The following is a 19,944-nucleotide window of genomic DNA, read 5'->3' on the forward strand; positions in this document are numbered from 1 at the left end:
TATGAGTATATGAAGTCGAGGGATTAACTATGAGAAAACGTGCAAGAATTATATATAACCCGACATCAGGGAAAGAACTATTTAAACGCGTATTACCAGATGTATTAATTAAATTAGAGAAAGCTGGCTATGAAACAAGTGCGTTTGCTACTGAGAAAGCTGGCGACGCAACAATAGAAGCGGAAAGAGCATTGAGTAGTCATTATGATTTGTTAATTGTAGCAGGTGGTGATGGTACTTTAAATGAAGTTGTTAATGGTATCGCTGAGCAACCAAATCGTCCTAAATTAGGAATCATTCCTATGGGCACTGTCAATGACTTTGGGCGTGCATTACATTTACCAAATGATATTATGGGTGCTGTTGATATTATCATAGAGGGTCATACTACTAAAGTAGATATCGGTAAGATGAATAACCGTTACTTTATTAATTTGGCAGCAGGAGGTAGACTCACTCAAGTCTCTTATGAGACGCCAAGTAAACTTAAATCTATTGTTGGACCTTTTGCATATTACATTAAAGGGTTTGAAATGTTACCACAAATGAAGGCTGTAGATATTCGTATTGAATATGATAATAAGGTATTCCAAGGGGAATCATTGCTCTTCTTACTTGGTCTGACGAATTCTATGGCTGGATTTGAAAAGTTAGTACCTGATGCAAAATTAGACGATGGATATTTCACTTTAATTATTGTGGAAAAAGCCAATTTAGCTGAGCTAGGACATATCATGACTTTAGCTTCCCGTGGTGAACATACAAAACATCCTAAAGTAATTTATGAAAAAGCTAAGTCAATTAATATTTCATCATATACCGAAATGCAATTAAATGTTGATGGTGAATATGGTGGTAAATTGCCAGCGAATTTCTTAAATTTAGAACGTCATATTGAAGTATTTACGCCTAAAGATGTCTTTAATGAAGAATTATTAGATAATGGTTCAACACCTGATATTACCACTGAAAAGCAGTAAACTATAACTGAGCAATTAGAATATTAATAAGAAGGTTAGGAGACCCAGAATTGATATCCTAACCTTTTTGTATGTGGGGGAAATATTTTGGAAACATTAAAAAAGAATGAGGTGCATACTGGAAAAGTTATCGATTTAACGCATGAAGGGCATGGCGTTGTAAAAATTGATCGTTATCCAGTGTTTGTGCCTAATGCTCTTATAGAAGAAGAGATAGAATACAAATTGATTAAAGTGAAAAAGAATTTTGCAATTGGTAAACTTCTTGAAGTAAAAAATAAAAGTAAAGATAGAGTTGAGCCTCCTTGTGTATATTATTACAAATGTGGTGGATGTCAGTTGCAACATATGACTTATCAAGCTCAATTAAATATGAAAAAAGAACAAGTTGTTAATCTATTTCATCGTAAAGGTCCTTTCGAAGATACACCGATTCAGCCTACGTTAGGAATGGAACAACCATGGAGATACCGTAATAAATCTCAGATTCCAGTAGGGAAAGATAAAGATAATAAAGCTATCATGGGATTCTATAGACAACGAAGTCATGACATTATCGATATGGATAGTTGTCTAATTCAAGATGAACAACATCAAAATATTATGAACTACGTAAAACATTGGTTTAATGAACTTAATATGAGTATCTATGATGAAAAAAATAAAAGAGGTTTAATGAGGCACTTAGTCATTAGAACGGGGTATCATACTGATGAAATAATGGTCATCTTTGTTACAAATGGTAAGAAATTTAAAAATGCGAATGTATTAGTGCAAAAACTTATCTCAGAATTTCCAAATATAACAAGCATTAAACAAAATATTAATGATACGCATTCAAATGTCATTATGGGACCTCAATCTGTAACGTTGTATGGTAAAGATAAAATTATTGATGAGTTAAGTGAGGTTACGTTTAATATATCAGATCAATCCTTCTATCAAATAAATTCTGCCCAGACTGAGAAACTCTATCAAAAAGCGATTGATTATGCTCAATTAACAGGAGAGGAAATTGTATTAGACACTTATTGCGGTATTGGTACAATAGGTTTGTATATGGCTCCTCAAGCTAAGCATGTTTATGGTGTTGAAGTAGTACCATCTGCTATTAAAGACGCACAGGAGAATGCGACTAAAAACCAATTAAACAATACGACTTTTGAATGTGGGAAAGCTGAAGATGTTATTTTAGAATGGAAAGCACAAGGAATAAAACCTGACGTAGTGATGGTTGATCCACCAAGAAAAGGTTGCGATGAGACGTTTATTAAAACGTTGCTCAAATTAAATCCCAAACGCATTGTATATATTTCTTGTAATCCATCTACTCAACAAAGAGATGCGCAATTATTATCAGATAATTATCATTTAGTTGAAATAACTCCAGTGGATATGTTCCCACAAACAACACATATAGAAACTGTGGCCTTATTTGAACGCAAAGAGAATTAAAAATCTCAAAGATAGAATACAATTAATTGCAAATGTGTATTGAATGTTAAGGTATTATTACAAGCAACTTACTTTCTTGAAAAGAGTCTTTTTTAACCAAATTAAAAGATGTATACTATGGTTGAAAAATAGCGAATTGGAGGGTTGGTTGTGCATAAAATAGATTTATCAAAGAATAAATTTCAACTTCAGCGATTTATTTTATTGCAAATTGTATTTGGATTATTTGTCGTATTATTTACTTATAAATGGGCTTATAAAGTGACTCATGTGATTGAACAAAATATAGTGATGAACCTGTTCTATGGATTCATAGGTTTTATTATATTATTAATTGTTCATGAGCTTATTCACAGATTACTATTTATAATATTTTCAAAAGGTGAAAAACCTTCAATTAAATACAATAAACGATCCATCATCATGCAATTCTCCAATACATGTTTTAATAGATGGCAATTTACAACAATTATGTTAGCGCCACTTGTGATGATTAGTTTAACATTACTTATACTTATTCAAATGTATTCTTACTCATCACTCATTTTCATGTTTAGTATACATATGAGTTACTGTATGATAGATGTATTTCTAGTAGCACTTGCATTAACTAGTAAATTTAAATACGTTCAAAAATATGATGAAGGATTATACTTATATCAAAGTAAACCAACCCAAGCAAATCATGAATAATAGATTAACCACTTGTTCAAATAGACGAGCAAGTGGTTTTTATTATTGAAACCATTCTAAAGCATACATTTTAAAGTGTGCACAATACATGTAAAATATTTATTTAAAGCGTATAATAATATCAAGTTATTTTAAAAAATGGAAAGTGAGGTGAGACTTTGGCAGAGAGAAGGATTATTCACATTGATATGGATTATTTCTTTGCGCAAGTAGAAATGCGAGATAATCCTCAACTTAAAGGCAAACCAGTCATTGTAGGGGGTAAAGCGAGTCATCGTGGCGTAGTATCAACTGCATCTTATGAAGCAAGGAAATATGGTGTGCATTCAGCAATGCCAATGTCTCAAGCTCATAAACTATGCCCAAATGGATATTACGTAACTAGTCGTTTTGGTGCATATAGAGAAGTTTCACAACAGATTATGGATATCTTTCGAAGTTACACAGAAATTGTAGAACCTATGTCATTAGATGAAGCATATTTAGATATCACACATCTCGTTCGACCAGATATGCCCGCGTCTAGAATTGCGAACTATATTCGACGTGACATCTTCGAACAAACGCAATTAACTGCTTCAGCTGGTGTATCATATAATAAATTTTTAGCCAAATTAGCGAGTGGAATGAATAAACCAAATGGTATGACCGTTATAGACTATCAAAATGTACATGAGATATTAATGAATTTAGACATAGGTGAATTTCCTGGCGTTGGGAAAGCTTCAAAGAAAGTTATGCATGATAATGGCATCTACACTGGGCAAGATTTGTACGACAAAGATGAATTTGAACTAATTCGTCTATTCGGGAAAAGAGGCCGCGGTTTATATAATAAAGCTAGAGGTATTGATAACAATGAAGTGAAAGCTACCCGAGTGAGAAAATCAGTAGGAACTGAGCGCACCTTTTCAACTGATGTAAATGATGACGATGAAATTTTGAGGAAAGTATGGGAACTTTCTGGTAAAACTGCAGAAAGATTAAACAAATTACAGAAATCCGGTAAAACAGTAACAGTAAAAATTAAAACCTTTAAATATGAGACGTTATCGAAACAAACAAGTTTAAGAGATTCTATTCAATCAGAAAACGACATTTATAATATAGCTTATACACTCTATAATGATTTAAAAGATCCTGATATACCTATTCGACTTATAGGCGTAACAGTGGGAAATTTAGAGCAATCAAGTTATCGAAATATGACAATATATGATTTTATATAAAAATAGGCTGATGTTCACTTAGTTATAGTGTTCAATCAGCCTTTATCTTTAAGATTCTTACCGTAGATTGAAAGCATACTTGGTAAATCATCATAGTGTTTGAGTAACCTAAATGTAATCATTGCACACGCTTTAGCATCATTGAGTGCGTCATGATGACCGTGGAAATCTAATTGATAATGATTCATCAAATGCTTAAGACCATACCTGTAAGCATCAATTGTTCGTTTGGCTAGCTGATATGAACAAAAATAAGTCATCGAAGGTGTTTCAATATTTAAGCTTTTTAAACTCTGATGTAAGACATTCATATCAAAAGCCGCGTTGTGTGCAACAACAGGTAATTCATTTATGAATTTAAGCATATAAGGGTAAACATATTCAAAACTTGGTGCATCTTCAACGTCCTCAGGTCTAATACCATGAACATTTATATTTGTTTCAGTAAAGTAATCAAAGGGGTTTACTAGTGTGTAGAATGATTCAGTAATTTGATTATTGATGACTTTAACCATACCAACTGAACAAATACTCGTACGCTTACCATTTGCGGTTTCAAAGTCTAACGCTACAAAAGCATTATCAGCCATTCATATTTTCCTTCCTGTATCATTTTCAATTAATATAAATTCTTTAATTATATATTTTATAACACTTCTTTTTACTTTCCTAGTAAAGTGGTTTTAATTTGCTCTACTTTTATAAACTAACTCTAATTTCATTAGTTAAAATTTGTAAGTTCTTGTAAGTTCTATAGATGTTTTCTTAAATAATATATATAAAATTAGCCCAACCATGCGTTTTAATGAATCACATGATTGGGCTATAAGGATATGTTAATAACTAAGGTTAATGTCATAGTTATCATATCTTGTTGAATTTAAGACAAGAGTTACGAATTATTCTTCGTCAAAAGAGCGATTAGCAAGTTCTTTCTCATATAAGTATAATGTATTGCAATCGTCACCGATACGAGTTAAGTAATCAATGTGTGTTTCGAATGTTGATTCTTCTTCAACTTGTTCATCTAAGAACCAATTTAAGAATGAAATTGTAGCATAGTCTTTATCTTTATGCGCTAAATCAGATAGGTTATAGAAACGTTTAGTAACATCTCTTTCTTGTTCTAAACCATCTTTAAATGTTTCTAAAATAGATGAGAATTCTACTTTAGGAGCTTTAATTGTATCAAAAACTGCATGTTCACCGCGATCGTTAATATAATCATAGATTTTTTTACCGTGGAATCGTTCTTCTTTAGCTTGTTCAATGTAGAAGTTAGCAAAACCTTCATAAGATTCTTTATCGCAATAAGCTGCCATTGCCATATAAGCATGAGCAGAGAAATATTCGTGGTTCATTTGTTCGTTTAATGCTTCAAGTAATTCTTTACTTAACATCTCATTCACCTCTTATAAAAATTGAATTAATTAATTACATATATGAGTATAACAAACCTTTTCTCGATAGTAAATAATAATTATTCTAATCTAGAGATAACCATTCTCATTTACAGATTAAAATTATTCTAATCTGTAAAACGGCCATTCTTTTCGAATTGAGAATCTTTTTTGTTATACCCTTTACATGTTATAATTATGCGAGTGGAATTAAGAGGAGGAAACGCATGAGACAATGGACTGCAACTCACATGGCTAAGTTAGCTCGTAAGGCAAGCAGAGCTGTTGGTAAGAAGGGAACAGACTTGCCTGGGCAAATTGCAAGACGTGTGGATCAAAATATATTAAGAAAATTGTCTGAACAAGTTGATGATATCGTATTTATTAGTGGTACAAATGGTAAAACAACAACATCTAACTTAATAGGGCATACTTTAAAAGAAAATCAAATTAAAATTATTCATAATAATGAAGGTGCAAATATGGCTGCAGGGATTACATCTGCATTCATTATGCAAATTTCAAAAGACACTAAAATTGCTATCATTGAGATTGATGAGGGCTCAATACCTCGAGTTCTTAAAGAGGTTACGCCATCAATGATGGTATTTACAAACTTTTTCAGAGACCAAATGGATAGATTTGGCGAAATAGATATTATGGTAAATAATATAGCGAAATCGATAAGCAATAAAGGTATTAAATTATTATTAAACGCTGATGATCCATTCGTAAGTCGATTGAAAATCGCAAGTGATTCTCTTGTATATTATGGTATGAAAGCACATGCACATGAATTTGAACAAAGTACCATGAACGAAAGTAAATATTGCCCAAATTGTGGGCAATTATTACAGTATGATTATATTCATTATAATCAAATTGGTCATTATCATTGTGAATGTGGATTTAAACGTGAAGAACCTACATATGAAGTTTCAAATTTTGAAGTTTCACCATTTATCAATATGACGATTAATCATTTTACTTTTAATATGAAAATTGCAGGTGACTTCAATGCATTTAACGCTTTAGCGGCATATTCAGTCTTAAGAGAATTGGGACTTAATGACGAATCAATTCAAAAAGGTTTTGAAACATATACTTCTGACAATGGCCGTATGCAATATTTTTCTAAAGGGAATAAAGAAGCAATGATAAATCTTGCTAAGAACCCTGCAGGAATGAATGCTAGCTTATCAGTTGGTGAACAGCTTGAAGGTAAGAAAGTTTATGTAATTAGCTTGAACGATAATGCTGCGGATGGCCGTGATACATCATGGATTTACGATGCTGACTTTGAGAAGTTAAGCAATCAAGATATTGAAGCTATCATTGTCACTGGTACACGTGCTGAAGAACTACAACTACGTTTAAAACTTGCTGAAGTGGATGTTCCTATTATTGTTGAGAATGATATTTATAAAGCTACGGCTAAAACAATGGACTATACATCCTTTACGGTAGCTATTCCAAATTATACTTCTTTAGCGCCGATGCTAGAGCAATTAAATCGCTCATTTGAAGGAGGTCAGTCGTAAATGAATGAACTTACGGTATATCATTTTATGTCTGATAAATTAAATTTATACAGTGACATTGGGAATATCATCGCACTAAAACAACGTGCTAAAAAGAGAAATATCAAATTAAATGTTTTAGAAATTAATGAAACAGATGGTGTAACATTCGATAATTGCGACATATTCTTCATTGGTGGCGGAAGTGATCGAGAGCAAGCTCTTGCAACTAAAGAACTCAGTAAAATTAAAACCTCACTTAAAGAAGCAATTGAAGATGGCATGCCAGGCCTAACAATTTGTGGTGGTTACCAATTCTTAGGAACGAAGTATATTACTCCTGATGGAACAGAACTTGAGGGATTAGGAGTTCTTGATTTCTATACTGAGTCACGAACTGACCGTTTAACAGGTGATATTGTGATCGAAAGTGATACATTTGGAACCATTGTTGGTTTTGAAAATCATGGCGGTAGAACATATCATAACTTTGGTACACTTGGACAAGTGACTCACGGTTATGGTAATAATGATACTGATCGTAAAGAAGGAATCCATTACAAAAATCTTTTAGGTTCTTATTTACACGGTCCAGTATTACCTAAAAATCATGAAATGACAGATTATTTACTTGAAAAAGCGTGTGAACGTAAAGGCATTCCATTTGAACCTAAAGAATTAGACAATACTGAAGAAGAAGCAGCTAAACAAGTATTAATTAACCGAGCTAAGAACAGCAAGAATTAAATAATTATAATTTAGAGTTAGAATAATAGCTAAAGCAGCTATTCTCTAGCTCTTTTTTATTTTCAACACTTAGGTTGCTTGAACGTCTTTTAAATTTTATTTTAGGACAGTAAAGTGATAGAAGTGTGAAGATAAGAAATATAGGTTTGATATTATTTTATAGTTGATATACTAAGCGTGTACAAGAGAACTTTACTTTATACAATTTATAGGAGTGAGAAAATGAAAGGTTTTAAAATGATGGGTTTAACTCTTGCAGCATCATCGATTGCTTTTTCACTTTCGCAAGTTGCACACGCTGAACAAATGGTTAATGGGGACAATCACTTATCGAGTTATAATCATCAATCATCATTAAATCAAGATGAATACGTACATAATGGTAATGCCGGTCAAAATGCTTCTTATCTTGCAACTAAAAGTTTTGTTAATGCTTTGGATAATGGGCAGTTAAATTTTAATGGTTATAAGATTGAACAAGATAATGAAGATAATATTGAATACAAGCAAGTGTATGATCAAGAAATTAGAACAACAGGTGAGGATACGGCTACAAGTATCAGATTTAAAGTAACAGATCAATCATTGTCTTTAAATCAAATGAAAGATGTTTATCCAAATGATGTATTAAATCATTTACCACACTCAAGTACAGATTCTAATGATGGTGTATATGTATACCATGGCGATAAAATCAAATTACAATTTAAAGTAGAGAACGGTTATGTTACTTCAGTGACAATTGGTCAAGGTGAAACAGAATAATTTTAAAGTTTAGAATAAAGATACCTCAGAACGGTTATGATTAAGTAACCATTCTGAGGTATTTACTGTTGTATTAATTATTTAGCATAGCGAGAATCTAAAATTTTATAAATTAACAGTATCTCATAAATAAGGTGGCTCTTCATTTGATTTTGGTCAAATTCTTCCAAACGCTTCACAGAGGTTTTTAACGTCGAAGCTGATTTCTTGTGCCGTTTAAAACCTCCATGACTTATTATTTCACTAATACTATTACTAATATTTATTATCGCCATCTTTTCTTCTGGAGCGAAAGCAATATGAGTATTTTTAGGTAGATAAATGATATTGGATAGATGAGAGATAAACAAACGATTATTATACGCGCGATTGGTTATTTTATTTAGTAATTTCCAATCATCTTCTTTATTTTTATGATAATGAAGTTCATCTCTTTGATAACTCGTTAAAGTCTCAATCTTTTGAGCAATAATGTTTAATTTTGAAAGTTGTCTATTACTTTTCTCAGAACTAAACTTTCCTAATAATAACTCTTGGCAACGGTTATAAAATAAGTCGTACATTTTTTTCTCAGACATTGATAGTTGGTCTTCAAGTTGTTGATAATATTTAGGGGGCAGAATGATAAAGTTAACTAATCCTGCTGTGACAAGTCCAATAAGAGCGGTTAATAATCTTGAAAAGAAATTAAAATAATACGCTTCATGAATACCAGGAATCATTGCTACTGAAGTGAGTACTGCAACAGTAGTACCAACTTGTAAATTAAATTTCGTACAAACTAAAATGGTAAACGTTGCAGCAAGTGCATAACTTAATGGTGATTGATCTCCAAATATATAGGTGAATACTACAGCAAATAAAGCACCTATAACTGTCGCGGGTAAACGTTTGTAGCCTTTCTTAATTGATGCCTTAGCTGTAGGTTCAATAGTTACAATTGCTGTTAGAATAGCAAATATTGGAGTGAGATGGAGCAACATACAAAATAATGATGTTAAAAAAGTTGCAAGTCCTGTTTTAAGCGTTCTAGCTCCAATTATATGTCTATACCATTTTACATTCATAGCTATCTGACCCCTTAGTAGGAAAAGGGAATTCGAAAAGCATATACTTTATACAAATTCTCTTTCTCTAAAAATATTTCATATAAATCTAATTATGTATCCATTCAAGTTTAGTATATCAAAAAAAATTTGCTATAATAAGATGAAATAAAATTTAAAAAGGAACGGGATAAAATGATTGTTAAAACTGATGAAGAATTACAAGCATTAAAAGAAATAGGATACATTTGTGCTAAGGTCAGAGACACAATGCAAGCAGCAACTAAACCTGGTGTGACTACACGAGAGTTAGATAATATTGCTAAAGATTTGTTTGAGGAGCATGGTGCAATTTCGGCCCCAATTCATGATGAAAATTTTCCTGGGCAAACATGTATTAGTGTAAATGAAGAGGTAGCCCATGGTATTCCCGGTAAACGTATTATTCGTGAGGGAGACTTAGTCAATATCGATGTATCAGCGTTAAAAGATGGTTACTATGCTGATACAGGCATCTCATTTGTAGTGGGAGAAGCAGATAATCCTCTTAAACAAAAAGTATGTGATGTAGCAACAATGGCTTTTGAAAATGCCATGACGAAAGTAAAACCTGGTGCCAAATTAAGTAATATTGGTAAGGCGGTTCACGCTACAGCACGTCAAAATGATTTAACAGTAATTAAAAACTTAACCGGTCATGGTGTGGGTCAATCGTTACATGAAGCACCTAGTCATGTAATGAATTATTATGATCCAAAAGACAAAACATTATTAAAAGAAGGTCTTGTTATTGCAGTAGAACCTTTCATTTCATCACGAGCTACATTTGTCACTGAAGGAAAGAACGAGTGGGCATTTGAAACTAAAGATAAGAGCTTTGTGGCTCAGATTGAGCACACAGTAATTGTTACTAAAGACGGTCCATTATTAACTACTAAAATCGATGACTAGGAATTTAAAATACATTTAATATCTTGCGGAGAGTTCTTTACAACTCGTCGGACTAAAGTATGAATTCAATATGGTTCCGGAGCCTATTACGTTAGGTTTCGGAATTGTTTTATACTTAGGTTTAATTAATGACGAGGTGGTAGTATGAATTATATGGATTTATATTTACAACAATTTCTCAAATCAACAATTAAAAATAGTATTGAAGAATACAAAATGATACTGGATAAAAAATTAAAAAGTATCGAGAGTTATATCAATTATTTAAGTGAGAAAAGAGTTCAATTAAAGAAGTTAATTGACAGTCTCACCCTCTCATTGGAAAATAAATATATCGATATCGTCAATAATCATGACATTTATTGTGCAGAGGAAATTCATGATGTAGAAATTGAAAAAATTAAAACAAAGTTAGATGATATTGAAGCTTATTATGCAAGAATTGAAGCAGATTTACATTTACAATCTAAAGAGAAAATCACTACAGAAAATGAGTGTAACTTAATTTATCATATGAGTGCTGTAGCATAGAAAGGTGGCGAAACATGACACACAAATATATATCAACTGAAATGTTGATAATTTTTACAGCTTTAATGATTATCGCCAATTTTTATTATATATTTTTTGAAAAAATTGGCTTTCTTCTCGTCTTATTATTAGGATGTGTGCTCGTGTATGTAGGATATGTCTATTTTCATAAAGTAAGAGGTTTGTTGTCCTTCTGGATAGGGGCATTGCTTATTGCGTTTACTCTATTGTCTAATAAGTACACAATTATTATTCTTTTTATTTTCTTAGTGGTACTTATCATTCGTTACTTAATTTATAAATTTAAGCCATTAAAAGTTATTGCAACTGATGAAGAGGTAACGTCACCTATATTTATTAAACAAAAGTGGTTCGGGGAACAACGTACACCAGTTTATGTTTATAAGTGGGAAGATGTACAGATTCAACATGGCATCGGTGATATTCATATTGATATGACAAAAGCAGCTAATATTAAAGAAACGAATACGATTGTAGTACGTCATATTCTTGGCAAGGTCCAAGTGATTGTTCCACTAAACTATAATATTAATCTACATGCGGCTGCATTCTATGGTACTGCTTATTTAGAACAACAATCATACAAAATTGAAAATAACCATATTCAAGTTGAAGAAAAAACTAAAGAAGACAACTATACTGTCAATGTTTACGTTTCAACGTTCATAGGAGACGTTGAGGTGATTTATAGATGAATCACTACTTGAGAGCAATTGGTTCAATGCTAATACTTGTATATAGCATGCTAACTGCTTTTTTATTCATTGATAAGGTGTTCGTCAATATTATTTATTTTCAAGGGATGTTTTACACCCAAATTTTTGGAATACCAGTATTTTTATTCCTAAATATATTAATCATCTTACTATGTATTATCGTTGGCTCTGTGTTAGCGTATAAAATCAATCAACAAAATGATTGGCTTAAGTCACAAATTGAAAGGTCTATTGAAGGTGAAACAGTAGGCATAAATGATCAAAACCTAGAGTTATACAGTGAAACGTTAGAAATTTACCATACTTTAGTTCCTTTAAATCAAGAATTACACCGATTGAGAATGAAAACGCAGAATATGACCAATGAAAATTATAATATGAATGATGTAAAAGTGAAGAAAATTATTGAAGACGAACGTCAACGTTTAGCAAGAGAACTACATGACTCAGTTAGTCAGCAACTATTTGCAGCAAGTATGATGTTGTCAGCGATTAAAGAGTCAAAATTAGAACCACCTTTAGACCAACAAATACCTGTACTAGAGAAGATGGTTCAAGACTCTCAGCTCGAAATGAGAGCATTATTATTACATCTAAGACCTATTGGTTTGAAAGACAAATCATTAGGAGAGGGTATTAAAGATTTAGTCATTGATCTTCAAAAGAAAGTCCCTATGAAAGTTGTTCATGAAATTCAAGATTTCAAAGTACCAAAAGGGATAGAAGATCATTTGTTTAGAATCACCCAAGAGGCTATTTCTAATACATTACGACACTCTAATGGTTCTAAGGTAACAGTTGAATTATTTAATAAAGAAGATTATTTACTACTTAGAATTCAAGATAATGGTAAAGGTTTTAATGTAGATGAAAAATTTGAACAGAGTTATGGATTAAAAAATATGAGAGAACGTGCTTTAGAGATTGGTGCCACATTCCATATCGTATCGTTACCGGATTCAGGTACGAGAATAGAAGTTAAAGCACCATTGAATAAGGAGGATGAATCAAATGGCGATTAAAGTATTGTTTGTTGATGACCATGAAATGGTTAGAATTGGTATTTCAAGCTATCTATCTACACAACAGGATATTGAAGTAGTTGGAGAAGGTGCTTCTGGTAAAGAAGCTATCGAAAAAGCCCATGAGTTGAAACCAGATTTAATTTTAATGGATTTACTTATGGATGATATGGATGGTGTAGAAGCTACTACTGAAATTAAAAAGGATTTACCTCACATAAGAGTAGTAATGTTAACAAGCTTTATCGAGGATAAAGAAGTTTATCGAGCATTAGATGCTGGGGTAGATAGTTATATCTTAAAAACGACTAGTGCGAGTGACATTGCTGACGCGGTACGTAAAACATATCAAGGGGAATCTGTTTTTGAACCAGAAGTACTTGTAAAAATGAGAAACCGCATGAAAAAACGTGCTGAGTTATATGAAATGCTTACAGAGCGTGAAATGGAAATTTTATTATTAATTGCCAAAGGTTACTCTAACCAAGAAATTGCTAGCGCCTCTCATATCACTATTAAAACTGTTAAAACACACGTAAGTAATATATTGAGTAAGTTAGAAGTTCAAGATAGAACTCAAGCTGTTATTTATGCTTTCCAACATAATTTGATTCAATAACTAACAATGAAAAAGGCGAAAGTCACTTAAATAATTGTGACTTTCGCCTTTTTTAAAACGTTATTTATGAATTTTTACCACTATTGTCGTTATCTTTTTTAAATTTATCAACAATTTTATCTTTAAATGTTTCATGATCTTCAGGTTGTTCATTATTTGGATTTTTATCAACGTCATAATTTTCATCTTTATTCACTGGTGTATTGTTATTATATTCATATGTTGTGTCTTCATTATAATGATTTTGGTTGTTATCATCGTGATGAAGAGCTGCTTCTTCAGGTGTGTGGCCTTTGATTACTGTTCTTTGGTGTATAATAGCATTAATTTCTGCACCAATAATGATAATAAAGCTTGTGATATATAACCATAAGAATAAAATAATGATACCAGCTAAACTTCCGTATGTTTTATTATAATTACCGAAGTTTGAGATATACCATCCAAATAAGAATGAACCGACTAACCAAATGATTGATGTAAATAGGGCACCTGGAAGTACAGAGCGTAATTTCGTTTTCACATTTGGTGCCACTGAATATAATACAGTGAATAAAATGATTATTATAATTAGAGGTAAGACGATTCTTACTAAATCAAATACCCATTCTACTTGTTTATCTAATCCTAAAGGTCCAAATAAGAACTTGCTTATTACTGGGCCTAATGTAATGAGCACGATGGCCACTACGAACACAATACCTAATACTAGTGTATATAACACACTTAGAATCTTAAGTACGAAGCCATTTCTAGAATCCTCAACGTCATAAGCGACATTAAATGAATTAATAATCGCAGACATTCCATTAGATGCTGACCAAATGGCTAAGATTAAACCAATTGATAGGACGCCACCATTAGCACTATCAGAAATACCACTAAATATTTTTGTGATTACGTCGGCGGTACTTTGGTCAGGTACATACTGGCTGACCTTTTGATTAATCTGATCAGTGTTAATCGTTATAAACTGTCCCAATAAAGTCAGTAAGAAAATGAGCATTGGGAACATTGCCAACACGAAGTGATAGGTCATTTGCGCTGCTAGTCCTGAAGCATCATCTTTTCCTATTCTATAAATTAAGTAATTGAGGAAATTAGAATCTTTCGTGTATTTGGCAGGTTTATTTAACCTTGATAGAAAGAATACTTGATTCTTTTTCTTAGGTGATTTTGATTGAAACTGTTGAGGTTCAATATATGTACGGTCGACTTTAATCTGTTTATCTTTTTCACCATTTTTTCCTTTCCCATGTTCCTCATGTTCCTTAGCCGAATTTAGGAACTTTGAAGTTGTTTTTTCTTGTTTTGACATAACTATCTCCTTTGCTTAATAAATTCGAGAAATGTATGAAAATATATTCCCAATTTACTATAGATATCAAACAATAAATGTAAAATTTCTTTACTTTTACTAAAAGTATTCTTAACATTTATAGCTAAATATTATTGTTATTCAACATTTTCGCTTAAAATTTATCGAATGACAATAGCTATGAAGCAATTTATGCTCTAGCTACATATGTAGAATTATTTATTTCTCATTGAAGTACTTGTACTTATTATTAAAATTCATAAAAAAACACTGTTAAAAGTAGAGTAAGACTCTAACTTTAACAGTGTTTTAGTTTAAAATTTCATCATTAACCGATTATTTACCTAAACGTTGGTTTTTACGATTAACAAAAGTTTCTTTAGCGTCTTTAATAGAACGCTCTAATTCAGGATTGTTACGACGGATTTCTTCAATCGTATCTTTCCAATACATTACTTCATCTTTAATGCTATTAATTTTAGACGGTTTGCGTGAACGATTACCTTCTTTAACGTCTTTAAATGATTGAGTTAAAGAATTACGTGTTGATTTATCAGCTAATGTTGCAGCACCGCCGATAATAGCACCGATTAAAATACCAGGAATTAATTTATTTTCCATAGTTGATTACCCCTCTTTCAAATTTGCATCTTTGACGATATAGTCAATTAAGTTGTCACAAGATGATTGTACCATTTCAAATACACCTTCAAAATTATTAGTGTAATATGGATCCGGTACATCACTCTCTTCCATGTTACTAAATTCTAGCAATTTGAACAATTGTCCGCGTATATGAGGATTAATTCGTCTTATGTTATCCACGTTACTTTGGTCCATTGCTATAATATAGTCAAAATCATCATCTGGTTCGAATAGTTCACTTATCATATTATCGAAGGGGATATGATGTTCTTTCAATATCGCTTGAGTACCTTCGTGAGGTGGTTCACCGAGATTCCATCGACCTGTTCCTCTTGAGTGAACTGTAATACCTGAAATGCCTCTGTCTTGTAGTCTTTGTCTCATGATCGCTTCAGCCATTGGAGAACGACAAATATTACCGAGACATACAAATGCTACGTCTACCATTTATATTCCTCCAAACTATGTAACTATATCCCCATTTTAAAGAGTATTTAAACAATAAGAAAGTACTTAACCTCAAATTCTATTAAAGTTTAATAAAGTGTGGTAATTTGATAGAATATTGAACAAAAGAGGTGAATCACGTGTCATTATCAAATGAAGAAATGATTGCAGAAATCAGAAAGAAATTAAATATTGTAAATCAAGGTTTACTTGATCCAGATAAATTCCAGTCTTCTAATCATGAAGAAATAACAGAAATACATGAATTTGTAATGTCTAAAGATTCATTTTCACCAAGTGAAGTGACAGCAATTGCAGATCATTTAGGACAACTTAGACAAGATTAGGGGAGGAATCATTATGGATAACTATAATGAAAAGTTAAGACAATATGCAGAATTACTCGTTAAAGTAGGGATGAATGTTCAACAAAATCAACCTGTATTTATTCGTTCATCAGTTGAAGCGTTAGACTTAACGCATTTAATAGTTGAAGAGGCTTATAAAGCTGGTGCCTCTGATGTTCGTGTGAAATATTCAGACTCAAAACTGAAGAGACTTAAATTTGAACATGAAGCTGTAGAGTATTTTGAGAATAGTGATTTAAAACAGTATGATGTTGATGAAAGACTGGATTATGTTGAACGTGGAGCAGCTAACTTAGCACTCATCGCGGAAGATCCTGACTTATTAAATGGTATCGATGGCAATAAATTAAAAGCTTTTCAAGCTCAGTATTCTAAAGGGTTCAAACCATATATGGAAGCGAGTCAGAAGAATCAATTTCCATGGGTTGTGGCAGCCTTTCCTACTAAAGACTGGGCTCGCCGAGTTTACCCAGATATGGATGAAGAAAAAGCTTATGAAAAATTTATTGATGAAGTGTTTGATATTGTACGTGTAGATGGCAATGACCCAATTCAAAATTGGGACAAACATGTTAAATCTTTAAGTGTACATGCCGAAAGACTACAAAAGAAAAATTATAAGGCACTCCATTATATTTCTGAAGGTACAGACCTCACAGTCGGTTTACCGGAAGGACATTTATGGGAAGATGCAACGAGTTATGTCAACGGTGACGGCCAACCTTTTATCGCAAATATTCCTACAGAAGAAGTGTTCACAGCACCTGACAGAAATAATGTGAACGGTTATGTTACTAACAAGTTACCATTAAGTTATAATGGGAATATTATTGATGGTTTCACTTTAACGTTTAAAGATGGTGAAATTATAGATGTTAAAGCCGAAAAGGGTGAAGCGGTGCTCAAAGACTTAATTGAGACTGACGAAGGTTCTAGAAGACTTGGAGAAGTTGCATTAGTACCTGATGATTCACCAATTTCAAATCGCCGTACCATTTTTTATAACACGTTATTTGATGAAAATGCGTCTTGTCATTTAGCAATTGGATCTGCATATGGTTTCAACGTCAAAGGTGGAACTGAAATGTCTACTGAAGAAAAGTTAGCCGCAGGTCTTAACGATTCAAATGTACATGAGGACTTTATGATAGGTAGTTCTGATTTAACGATCTATGGTATCTTACATGATGGTACTAAAGAGTTAGTTTTTGAAAATGGAAATTGGGCAAAGTAAGTAACATTATTGTAGATTTTAACAAGTTTTGGATATAAAAAATAAGATATTAATTACTAGTAGTCTTATTTCTGGTATATCAATATGGGGAGAAATTAAATATGTCTAACGAGAATAGTAAAATGAAAGCAATGTCGGAAGCGAAATGTATTAAAAATAGACAAGTGTTTCCACAAGATACCAATCATCATCATACGATGTTTGGTGGGTCATTAATGGCAAATATTGATGAAATTGCTGCCATTACTGCTATGAAACATGCTGGAGCGCAAGTCGTTACTGCTTCAACTGATTCTGTTGACTTCTTGAGACCTATCAAAACTGGAGATATTTTGTCTTATGAAGCAATGGTTTCTTATGCTGGCACAAGCTCTATGGAAATTTGTGTACAAATCATCATTGATGATGTTTTTAATAATGAGCGCCATTTAGCAGCATTAAGCTTTTTAACATTTGTTGCACTTGATGAAGATGGTAAACCTACAGATGTACCAGGCGTATATCCTGAAACAGATGTAGAAAAATGGTTCCACGAAAGTGCTCCACAACGCGTAGAGAGACGCAAAGAACGTCGCACTGAAAGTAAGAAAACAATCGAATATTTATCTGAAGTCAGACATATTGAAAAATAATATTAATAAAGCCAAAAGAAGATGAACTCATCTTCTTTTGGCTTTTAGCATCTATAATGTGAATTTATTAAGAAAAAATGTGACGCGCATGCATTTCTTTTTCTTTTTGTTTGAAGTCGGTTTTAGGATAATACATATTTTTTACTAATACGTTAGGCCCAAGGCATTGATATTCAGGACAATGGCAGTTGAGTGATTTTGCTAATTCTGAATCTAACCACTGGTCAAATACGTCTGTTAATTTATCTTTCTGTATATTTGAAATTGTACCGTTTTCATCACCGAAATCAGTAACAATTACATTACCAGTAAAAACGTTAACGTTTAATCTACTACGGCCGTCTGGATCGTTTCTCATTGTCACGTTTTTAGCATCTCTTAGTCTTTGCAATAATTTTTGATCATTTTCATCATTGATACATGGATAAATAGGTAAAGTTCCAAATAGCATCCATATATCTTCATCTCGAATATCAAGCAAGTGGTTAATAGCATCTTTCATTTCTTTTAACGAAAGTACATTGAGTTGACTGGCAAAATCAGCAGGATACATCGGATGAACCTCATGACGGCTACATTTCATATCATTTACGATTTCATTATGAATTTTGTCTAAGTAAGGTAGCGTACTTTGATTAAGCATCGTTTCAGCAGAAACAAACATTCCTTGTTCAGATAAAGTGCGAGAGTTATCAAGCATTTGTTCATATAATTTAAGTTTAGCTTTTAATGGTGGTTGCTTCTTCATAGCCCCAAAGCCTACATCAGTAAATTCTTGAATTGTACCCCAGTTATGAGAAATATGCATGACATCGATATATTCAGCTATTTCAAGATATCTATCTTGAGGTAATGTTAAATTAGAATTCATTTGAACATAAATTCCACGATCAAATGCATATTTAAGTAAAGGTTTAACCACATTTTTAATTGATTTCTTAGAGAACATTGGCTCTCCACCAGTAATAGACATCGTTCTTAAATTTGGTATTTCATCAAGCCTACGATAAATTACATCCATTGGAAGGGGGTCTGGATCTTTAGTTTGAAGTGTATAACCAACTGCACAATGGCTACAACGCATATTACAAAGGTTAGTAGTGGTAAATTCGATGTTACTAAGTGTTAACTTTCCATGATCTATAATATCATTGTAAGCTTCCCATGGGTCGTTTTGGATAGAAATAGGTTTTTTGTTTGTCATCAACATTAATAATTACTCCTAAATATAAACTTTCCATCTACTTTGTTTATTATGTAAAAAGTACAGTAAACATTATTAAGATTATATCGCTTTTTGTCAAATTCATGTTAGGATATGATTATCATAAAAAAATCTATACAAAGGAGCGCTTATTTTTAATGAGTGAACAACAAACAATTGATCAAATTAAGATACGTTTAAATAAATTTATTGAGGACATTGACCATGTAAACCCTGATGAAGTACGTGTAGAGGATATAGATGAGTGGATTGGTCTGTTAGATCAATTAGAAGAGAAGGTAAAACAAGTTTCAAAATAAGCCTCATATTTAATTATTGAGTTGGATTTAGCAAGTGTTTGATTATGATGAGCAATCAACACTTGCTTTTTTTACTTCATA

At 32.2% G+C, this 19,944-nt stretch carries 23 protein-coding genes; 16 read left to right on the forward strand and 7 right to left on the reverse strand.

The features are described from left to right. Window positions 1-29 precede the first annotated feature (29 nt). The 4 genes from CM54_RS10910 to dinB all read left to right on the forward strand — a co-directional run bounded on the left by CM54_RS10910 (window position 30) and on the right by dinB (window position 4,357). Window positions 30-980, forward strand: a complete 951-nt coding sequence (locus tag CM54_RS10910) for a diacylglycerol kinase (protein ID WP_037551190.1) — start codon at window positions 30-32, stop codon at window positions 978-980. Window positions 981-1,067: 87 nt separating this feature from the next. Further along, a complete protein-coding gene (gene rlmD, locus CM54_RS10915) occupies window positions 1,068-2,435 on the forward strand; it encodes a 23S rRNA (uracil(1939)-C(5))-methyltransferase RlmD (RefSeq protein ID WP_037551192.1) in 1,368 nt (455 codons plus the stop codon). A gap of 150 nt (window positions 2,436-2,585) precedes the next feature. Next, the gene (locus CM54_RS10920) at window positions 2,586-3,128 is read left to right on the forward strand and encodes a DUF3267 domain-containing protein (protein ID WP_037551194.1); all 543 of its coding nucleotides are present in this window, start codon (window positions 2,586-2,588) and stop codon (window positions 3,126-3,128) included. Window positions 3,129-3,286: 158 nt separating this feature from the next. Further along, complete coding sequence (gene dinB / locus CM54_RS10925) at window positions 3,287-4,357, forward strand: DNA polymerase IV (RefSeq protein WP_037551196.1); 1,071 nt, start codon at window positions 3,287-3,289, stop codon at window positions 4,355-4,357. Between the two features lie 35 nt (window positions 4,358-4,392). Here dinB and CM54_RS10930 read toward each other — a convergent pair whose 3' ends face one another. Together CM54_RS10930 and ftnA are read right to left on the reverse strand one after the other, a co-directional pair. Further along, window positions 4,393-4,947 (reverse strand): 3'-5' exonuclease, encoded by a 555-nt coding sequence (locus CM54_RS10930; RefSeq protein ID WP_023350028.1) that lies wholly within the window; start codon window positions 4,945-4,947, stop codon window positions 4,393-4,395. 309 nt (window positions 4,948-5,256) lie between these two features. Continuing rightward, a complete protein-coding gene (gene ftnA / locus CM54_RS10935) occupies window positions 5,257-5,757 on the reverse strand; it encodes an H-type ferritin FtnA (RefSeq protein WP_023350029.1) in 501 nt (166 codons plus the stop codon). Window positions 5,758-5,984: 227 nt separating this feature from the next. Here ftnA and CM54_RS10940 point away from each other — a divergent pair, with 227 nt between their 5' ends. From CM54_RS10940 to isaB, 3 genes are all read left to right on the forward strand, one after another. Further along, the gene (locus CM54_RS10940) at window positions 5,985-7,298 is read left to right on the forward strand and encodes a Mur ligase family protein (RefSeq protein ID WP_037551198.1); all 1,314 of its coding nucleotides are present in this window, start codon (window positions 5,985-5,987) and stop codon (window positions 7,296-7,298) included. After that, window positions 7,299-8,024, forward strand: coding sequence for a type 1 glutamine amidotransferase (locus tag CM54_RS10945; protein WP_002469718.1), 726 nt, complete (start codon window positions 7,299-7,301; stop codon window positions 8,022-8,024). Between the two features lie 222 nt (window positions 8,025-8,246). Continuing rightward, on the forward strand, window positions 8,247-8,789 hold the full coding sequence (isaB, locus tag CM54_RS10950) for an immunodominant staphylococcal antigen IsaB family protein (RefSeq protein ID WP_037551200.1): 543 nt from the start codon (window positions 8,247-8,249) through the stop codon (window positions 8,787-8,789). A gap of 77 nt (window positions 8,790-8,866) precedes the next feature. On the opposite strand, the gene CM54_RS10955 is transcribed toward isaB, so the two are convergent. Continuing rightward, window positions 8,867-9,856 (reverse strand): FUSC family protein, encoded by a 990-nt coding sequence (locus CM54_RS10955; RefSeq protein WP_002435886.1) that lies wholly within the window; start codon window positions 9,854-9,856, stop codon window positions 8,867-8,869. Between the two features lie 174 nt (window positions 9,857-10,030). On the opposite strand from CM54_RS10955, the gene map reads away from it, so the two are divergent. From map to vraR, 5 genes are all read left to right on the forward strand, one after another. Further along, window positions 10,031-10,786: a type I methionyl aminopeptidase gene (gene map / locus CM54_RS10960; RefSeq protein WP_002435911.1), complete on the forward strand. Its 756-nt coding sequence runs from the start codon at window positions 10,031-10,033 to the stop codon at window positions 10,784-10,786. 144 nt (window positions 10,787-10,930) lie between these two features. Then, on the forward strand, window positions 10,931-11,317 hold the full coding sequence (locus CM54_RS10965; RefSeq protein WP_037551202.1) for a hypothetical protein: 387 nt from the start codon (window positions 10,931-10,933) through the stop codon (window positions 11,315-11,317). 14 nt (window positions 11,318-11,331) lie between these two features. Continuing rightward, a complete protein-coding gene (gene vraT / locus CM54_RS10970; RefSeq protein WP_002435891.1) occupies window positions 11,332-12,033 on the forward strand; it encodes a cell wall-active antibiotics response protein VraT in 702 nt (233 codons plus the stop codon). Further along, window positions 12,030-13,076, forward strand: coding sequence for a sensor histidine kinase VraS (gene vraS / locus CM54_RS10975; RefSeq protein WP_002435929.1), 1,047 nt, complete (start codon window positions 12,030-12,032; stop codon window positions 13,074-13,076). Before vraT ends, vraS begins: the two co-directional genes overlap by 4 nt. After that, entirely contained in the window at window positions 13,066-13,695 is a 630-nt protein-coding gene (vraR, locus tag CM54_RS10980; RefSeq protein ID WP_002469716.1) for a response regulator transcription factor VraR, read from the forward strand. The genes vraS and vraR overlap by 11 nt, the downstream gene beginning before the upstream one ends. 64 nt (window positions 13,696-13,759) lie before the next feature. Here the strand turns inward: vraR and CM54_RS10985 are convergent, their stop codons facing one another. The 3 genes from CM54_RS10985 to CM54_RS10995 form a co-directional block, all read right to left on the reverse strand. Further along, on the reverse strand, window positions 13,760-15,013 hold the full coding sequence (locus CM54_RS10985) for a YihY/virulence factor BrkB family protein (RefSeq protein ID WP_002435884.1): 1,254 nt from the start codon (window positions 15,011-15,013) through the stop codon (window positions 13,760-13,762). Window positions 15,014-15,349: 336 nt separating this feature from the next. Beyond that, window positions 15,350-15,634, reverse strand: coding sequence for a hypothetical protein (locus tag CM54_RS10990; protein WP_002435890.1), 285 nt, complete (start codon window positions 15,632-15,634; stop codon window positions 15,350-15,352). Between the two features lie 6 nt (window positions 15,635-15,640). Beyond that, the gene (locus CM54_RS10995) at window positions 15,641-16,105 is read right to left on the reverse strand and encodes a low molecular weight protein-tyrosine-phosphatase (protein ID WP_002435947.1); all 465 of its coding nucleotides are present in this window, start codon (window positions 16,103-16,105) and stop codon (window positions 15,641-15,643) included. A 140-nt stretch (window positions 16,106-16,245) separates the two neighbouring features. Here CM54_RS10995 and CM54_RS11000 point away from each other — a divergent pair, with 140 nt between their 5' ends. The 3 genes from CM54_RS11000 to CM54_RS11010 all read left to right on the forward strand — a co-directional run bounded on the left by CM54_RS11000 (window position 16,246) and on the right by CM54_RS11010 (window position 18,339). Next, window positions 16,246-16,452: a DUF1128 domain-containing protein gene (locus CM54_RS11000; protein ID WP_002435959.1), complete on the forward strand. Its 207-nt coding sequence runs from the start codon at window positions 16,246-16,248 to the stop codon at window positions 16,450-16,452. Between the two features lie 13 nt (window positions 16,453-16,465). Then, entirely contained in the window at window positions 16,466-17,707 is a 1,242-nt protein-coding gene (locus tag CM54_RS11005; protein ID WP_023350031.1) for an aminopeptidase, read from the forward strand. 101 nt (window positions 17,708-17,808) lie between these two features. After that, entirely contained in the window at window positions 17,809-18,339 is a 531-nt protein-coding gene (locus CM54_RS11010) for an acyl-CoA thioesterase (RefSeq protein WP_023350032.1), read from the forward strand. A gap of 67 nt (window positions 18,340-18,406) precedes the next feature. Here CM54_RS11010 and yfkAB read toward each other — a convergent pair whose 3' ends face one another. Further along, window positions 18,407-19,543, reverse strand: coding sequence for a radical SAM/CxCxxxxC motif protein YfkAB (yfkAB, locus tag CM54_RS11015; RefSeq protein ID WP_162837221.1), 1,137 nt, complete (start codon window positions 19,541-19,543; stop codon window positions 18,407-18,409). Between the two features lie 158 nt (window positions 19,544-19,701). On the opposite strand from yfkAB, the gene CM54_RS12670 reads away from it, so the two are divergent. Beyond that, window positions 19,702-19,863, forward strand: a complete 162-nt coding sequence (locus CM54_RS12670) for an SE1561 family protein (protein WP_107542248.1) — start codon at window positions 19,702-19,704, stop codon at window positions 19,861-19,863. Window positions 19,864-19,944 lie beyond the last annotated feature (81 nt).

The sequence above is a fragment of the Staphylococcus sp. TE8 genome, from assembly GCF_000692055.1.
Classification (GTDB): Bacteria; Bacillota; Bacilli; order Staphylococcales; family Staphylococcaceae; genus Staphylococcus; species Staphylococcus capitis.

Coding starts and splice junctions, on each gene's coding strand:
- CM54_RS10910 (WP_037551190.1), top strand. CDS start 30: ATGAGAAAACGTGCAAGAATTATATATAACCCGACATCAGGGAAAGAA.
- CM54_RS10930 (WP_023350028.1), bottom strand. CDS start 4,947: ATGGCTGATAATGCTTTTGTAGCGTTAGACTTTGAAACCGCAAATGGT.
- ftnA (WP_023350029.1), bottom strand. CDS start 5,757: ATGTTAAGTAAAGAATTACTTGAAGCATTAAACGAACAAATGAACCAC.
- CM54_RS10940 (WP_037551198.1), top strand. CDS start 5,985: ATGAGACAATGGACTGCAACTCACATGGCTAAGTTAGCTCGTAAGGCA.
- CM54_RS10945 (WP_002469718.1), top strand. CDS start 7,299: ATGAATGAACTTACGGTATATCATTTTATGTCTGATAAATTAAATTTA.
- isaB (WP_037551200.1), top strand. CDS start 8,247: ATGAAAGGTTTTAAAATGATGGGTTTAACTCTTGCAGCATCATCGATT.
- CM54_RS10955 (WP_002435886.1), bottom strand. CDS start 9,856: ATGAATGTAAAATGGTATAGACATATAATTGGAGCTAGAACGCTTAAA.
- map (WP_002435911.1), top strand. CDS start 10,031: ATGATTGTTAAAACTGATGAAGAATTACAAGCATTAAAAGAAATAGGA.
- CM54_RS10965 (WP_037551202.1), top strand. CDS start 10,931: ATGAATTATATGGATTTATATTTACAACAATTTCTCAAATCAACAATT.
- vraT (WP_002435891.1), top strand. CDS start 11,332: ATGACACACAAATATATATCAACTGAAATGTTGATAATTTTTACAGCT.
- vraS (WP_002435929.1), top strand. CDS start 12,030: ATGAATCACTACTTGAGAGCAATTGGTTCAATGCTAATACTTGTATAT.
- vraR (WP_002469716.1), top strand. CDS start 13,066: ATGGCGATTAAAGTATTGTTTGTTGATGACCATGAAATGGTTAGAATT.
- CM54_RS10985 (WP_002435884.1), bottom strand. CDS start 15,013: ATGTCAAAACAAGAAAAAACAACTTCAAAGTTCCTAAATTCGGCTAAG.
- CM54_RS10990 (WP_002435890.1), bottom strand. CDS start 15,634: ATGGAAAATAAATTAATTCCTGGTATTTTAATCGGTGCTATTATCGGC.
- CM54_RS10995 (WP_002435947.1), bottom strand. CDS start 16,105: ATGGTAGACGTAGCATTTGTATGTCTCGGTAATATTTGTCGTTCTCCA.
- CM54_RS11005 (WP_023350031.1), top strand. CDS start 16,466: ATGGATAACTATAATGAAAAGTTAAGACAATATGCAGAATTACTCGTT.
- CM54_RS11010 (WP_023350032.1), top strand. CDS start 17,809: ATGTCTAACGAGAATAGTAAAATGAAAGCAATGTCGGAAGCGAAATGT.
- yfkAB (WP_162837221.1), bottom strand. CDS start 19,543: ATGACAAACAAAAAACCTATTTCTATCCAAAACGACCCATGGGAAGCT.
- CM54_RS12670 (WP_107542248.1), top strand. CDS start 19,702: ATGAGTGAACAACAAACAATTGATCAAATTAAGATACGTTTAAATAAA.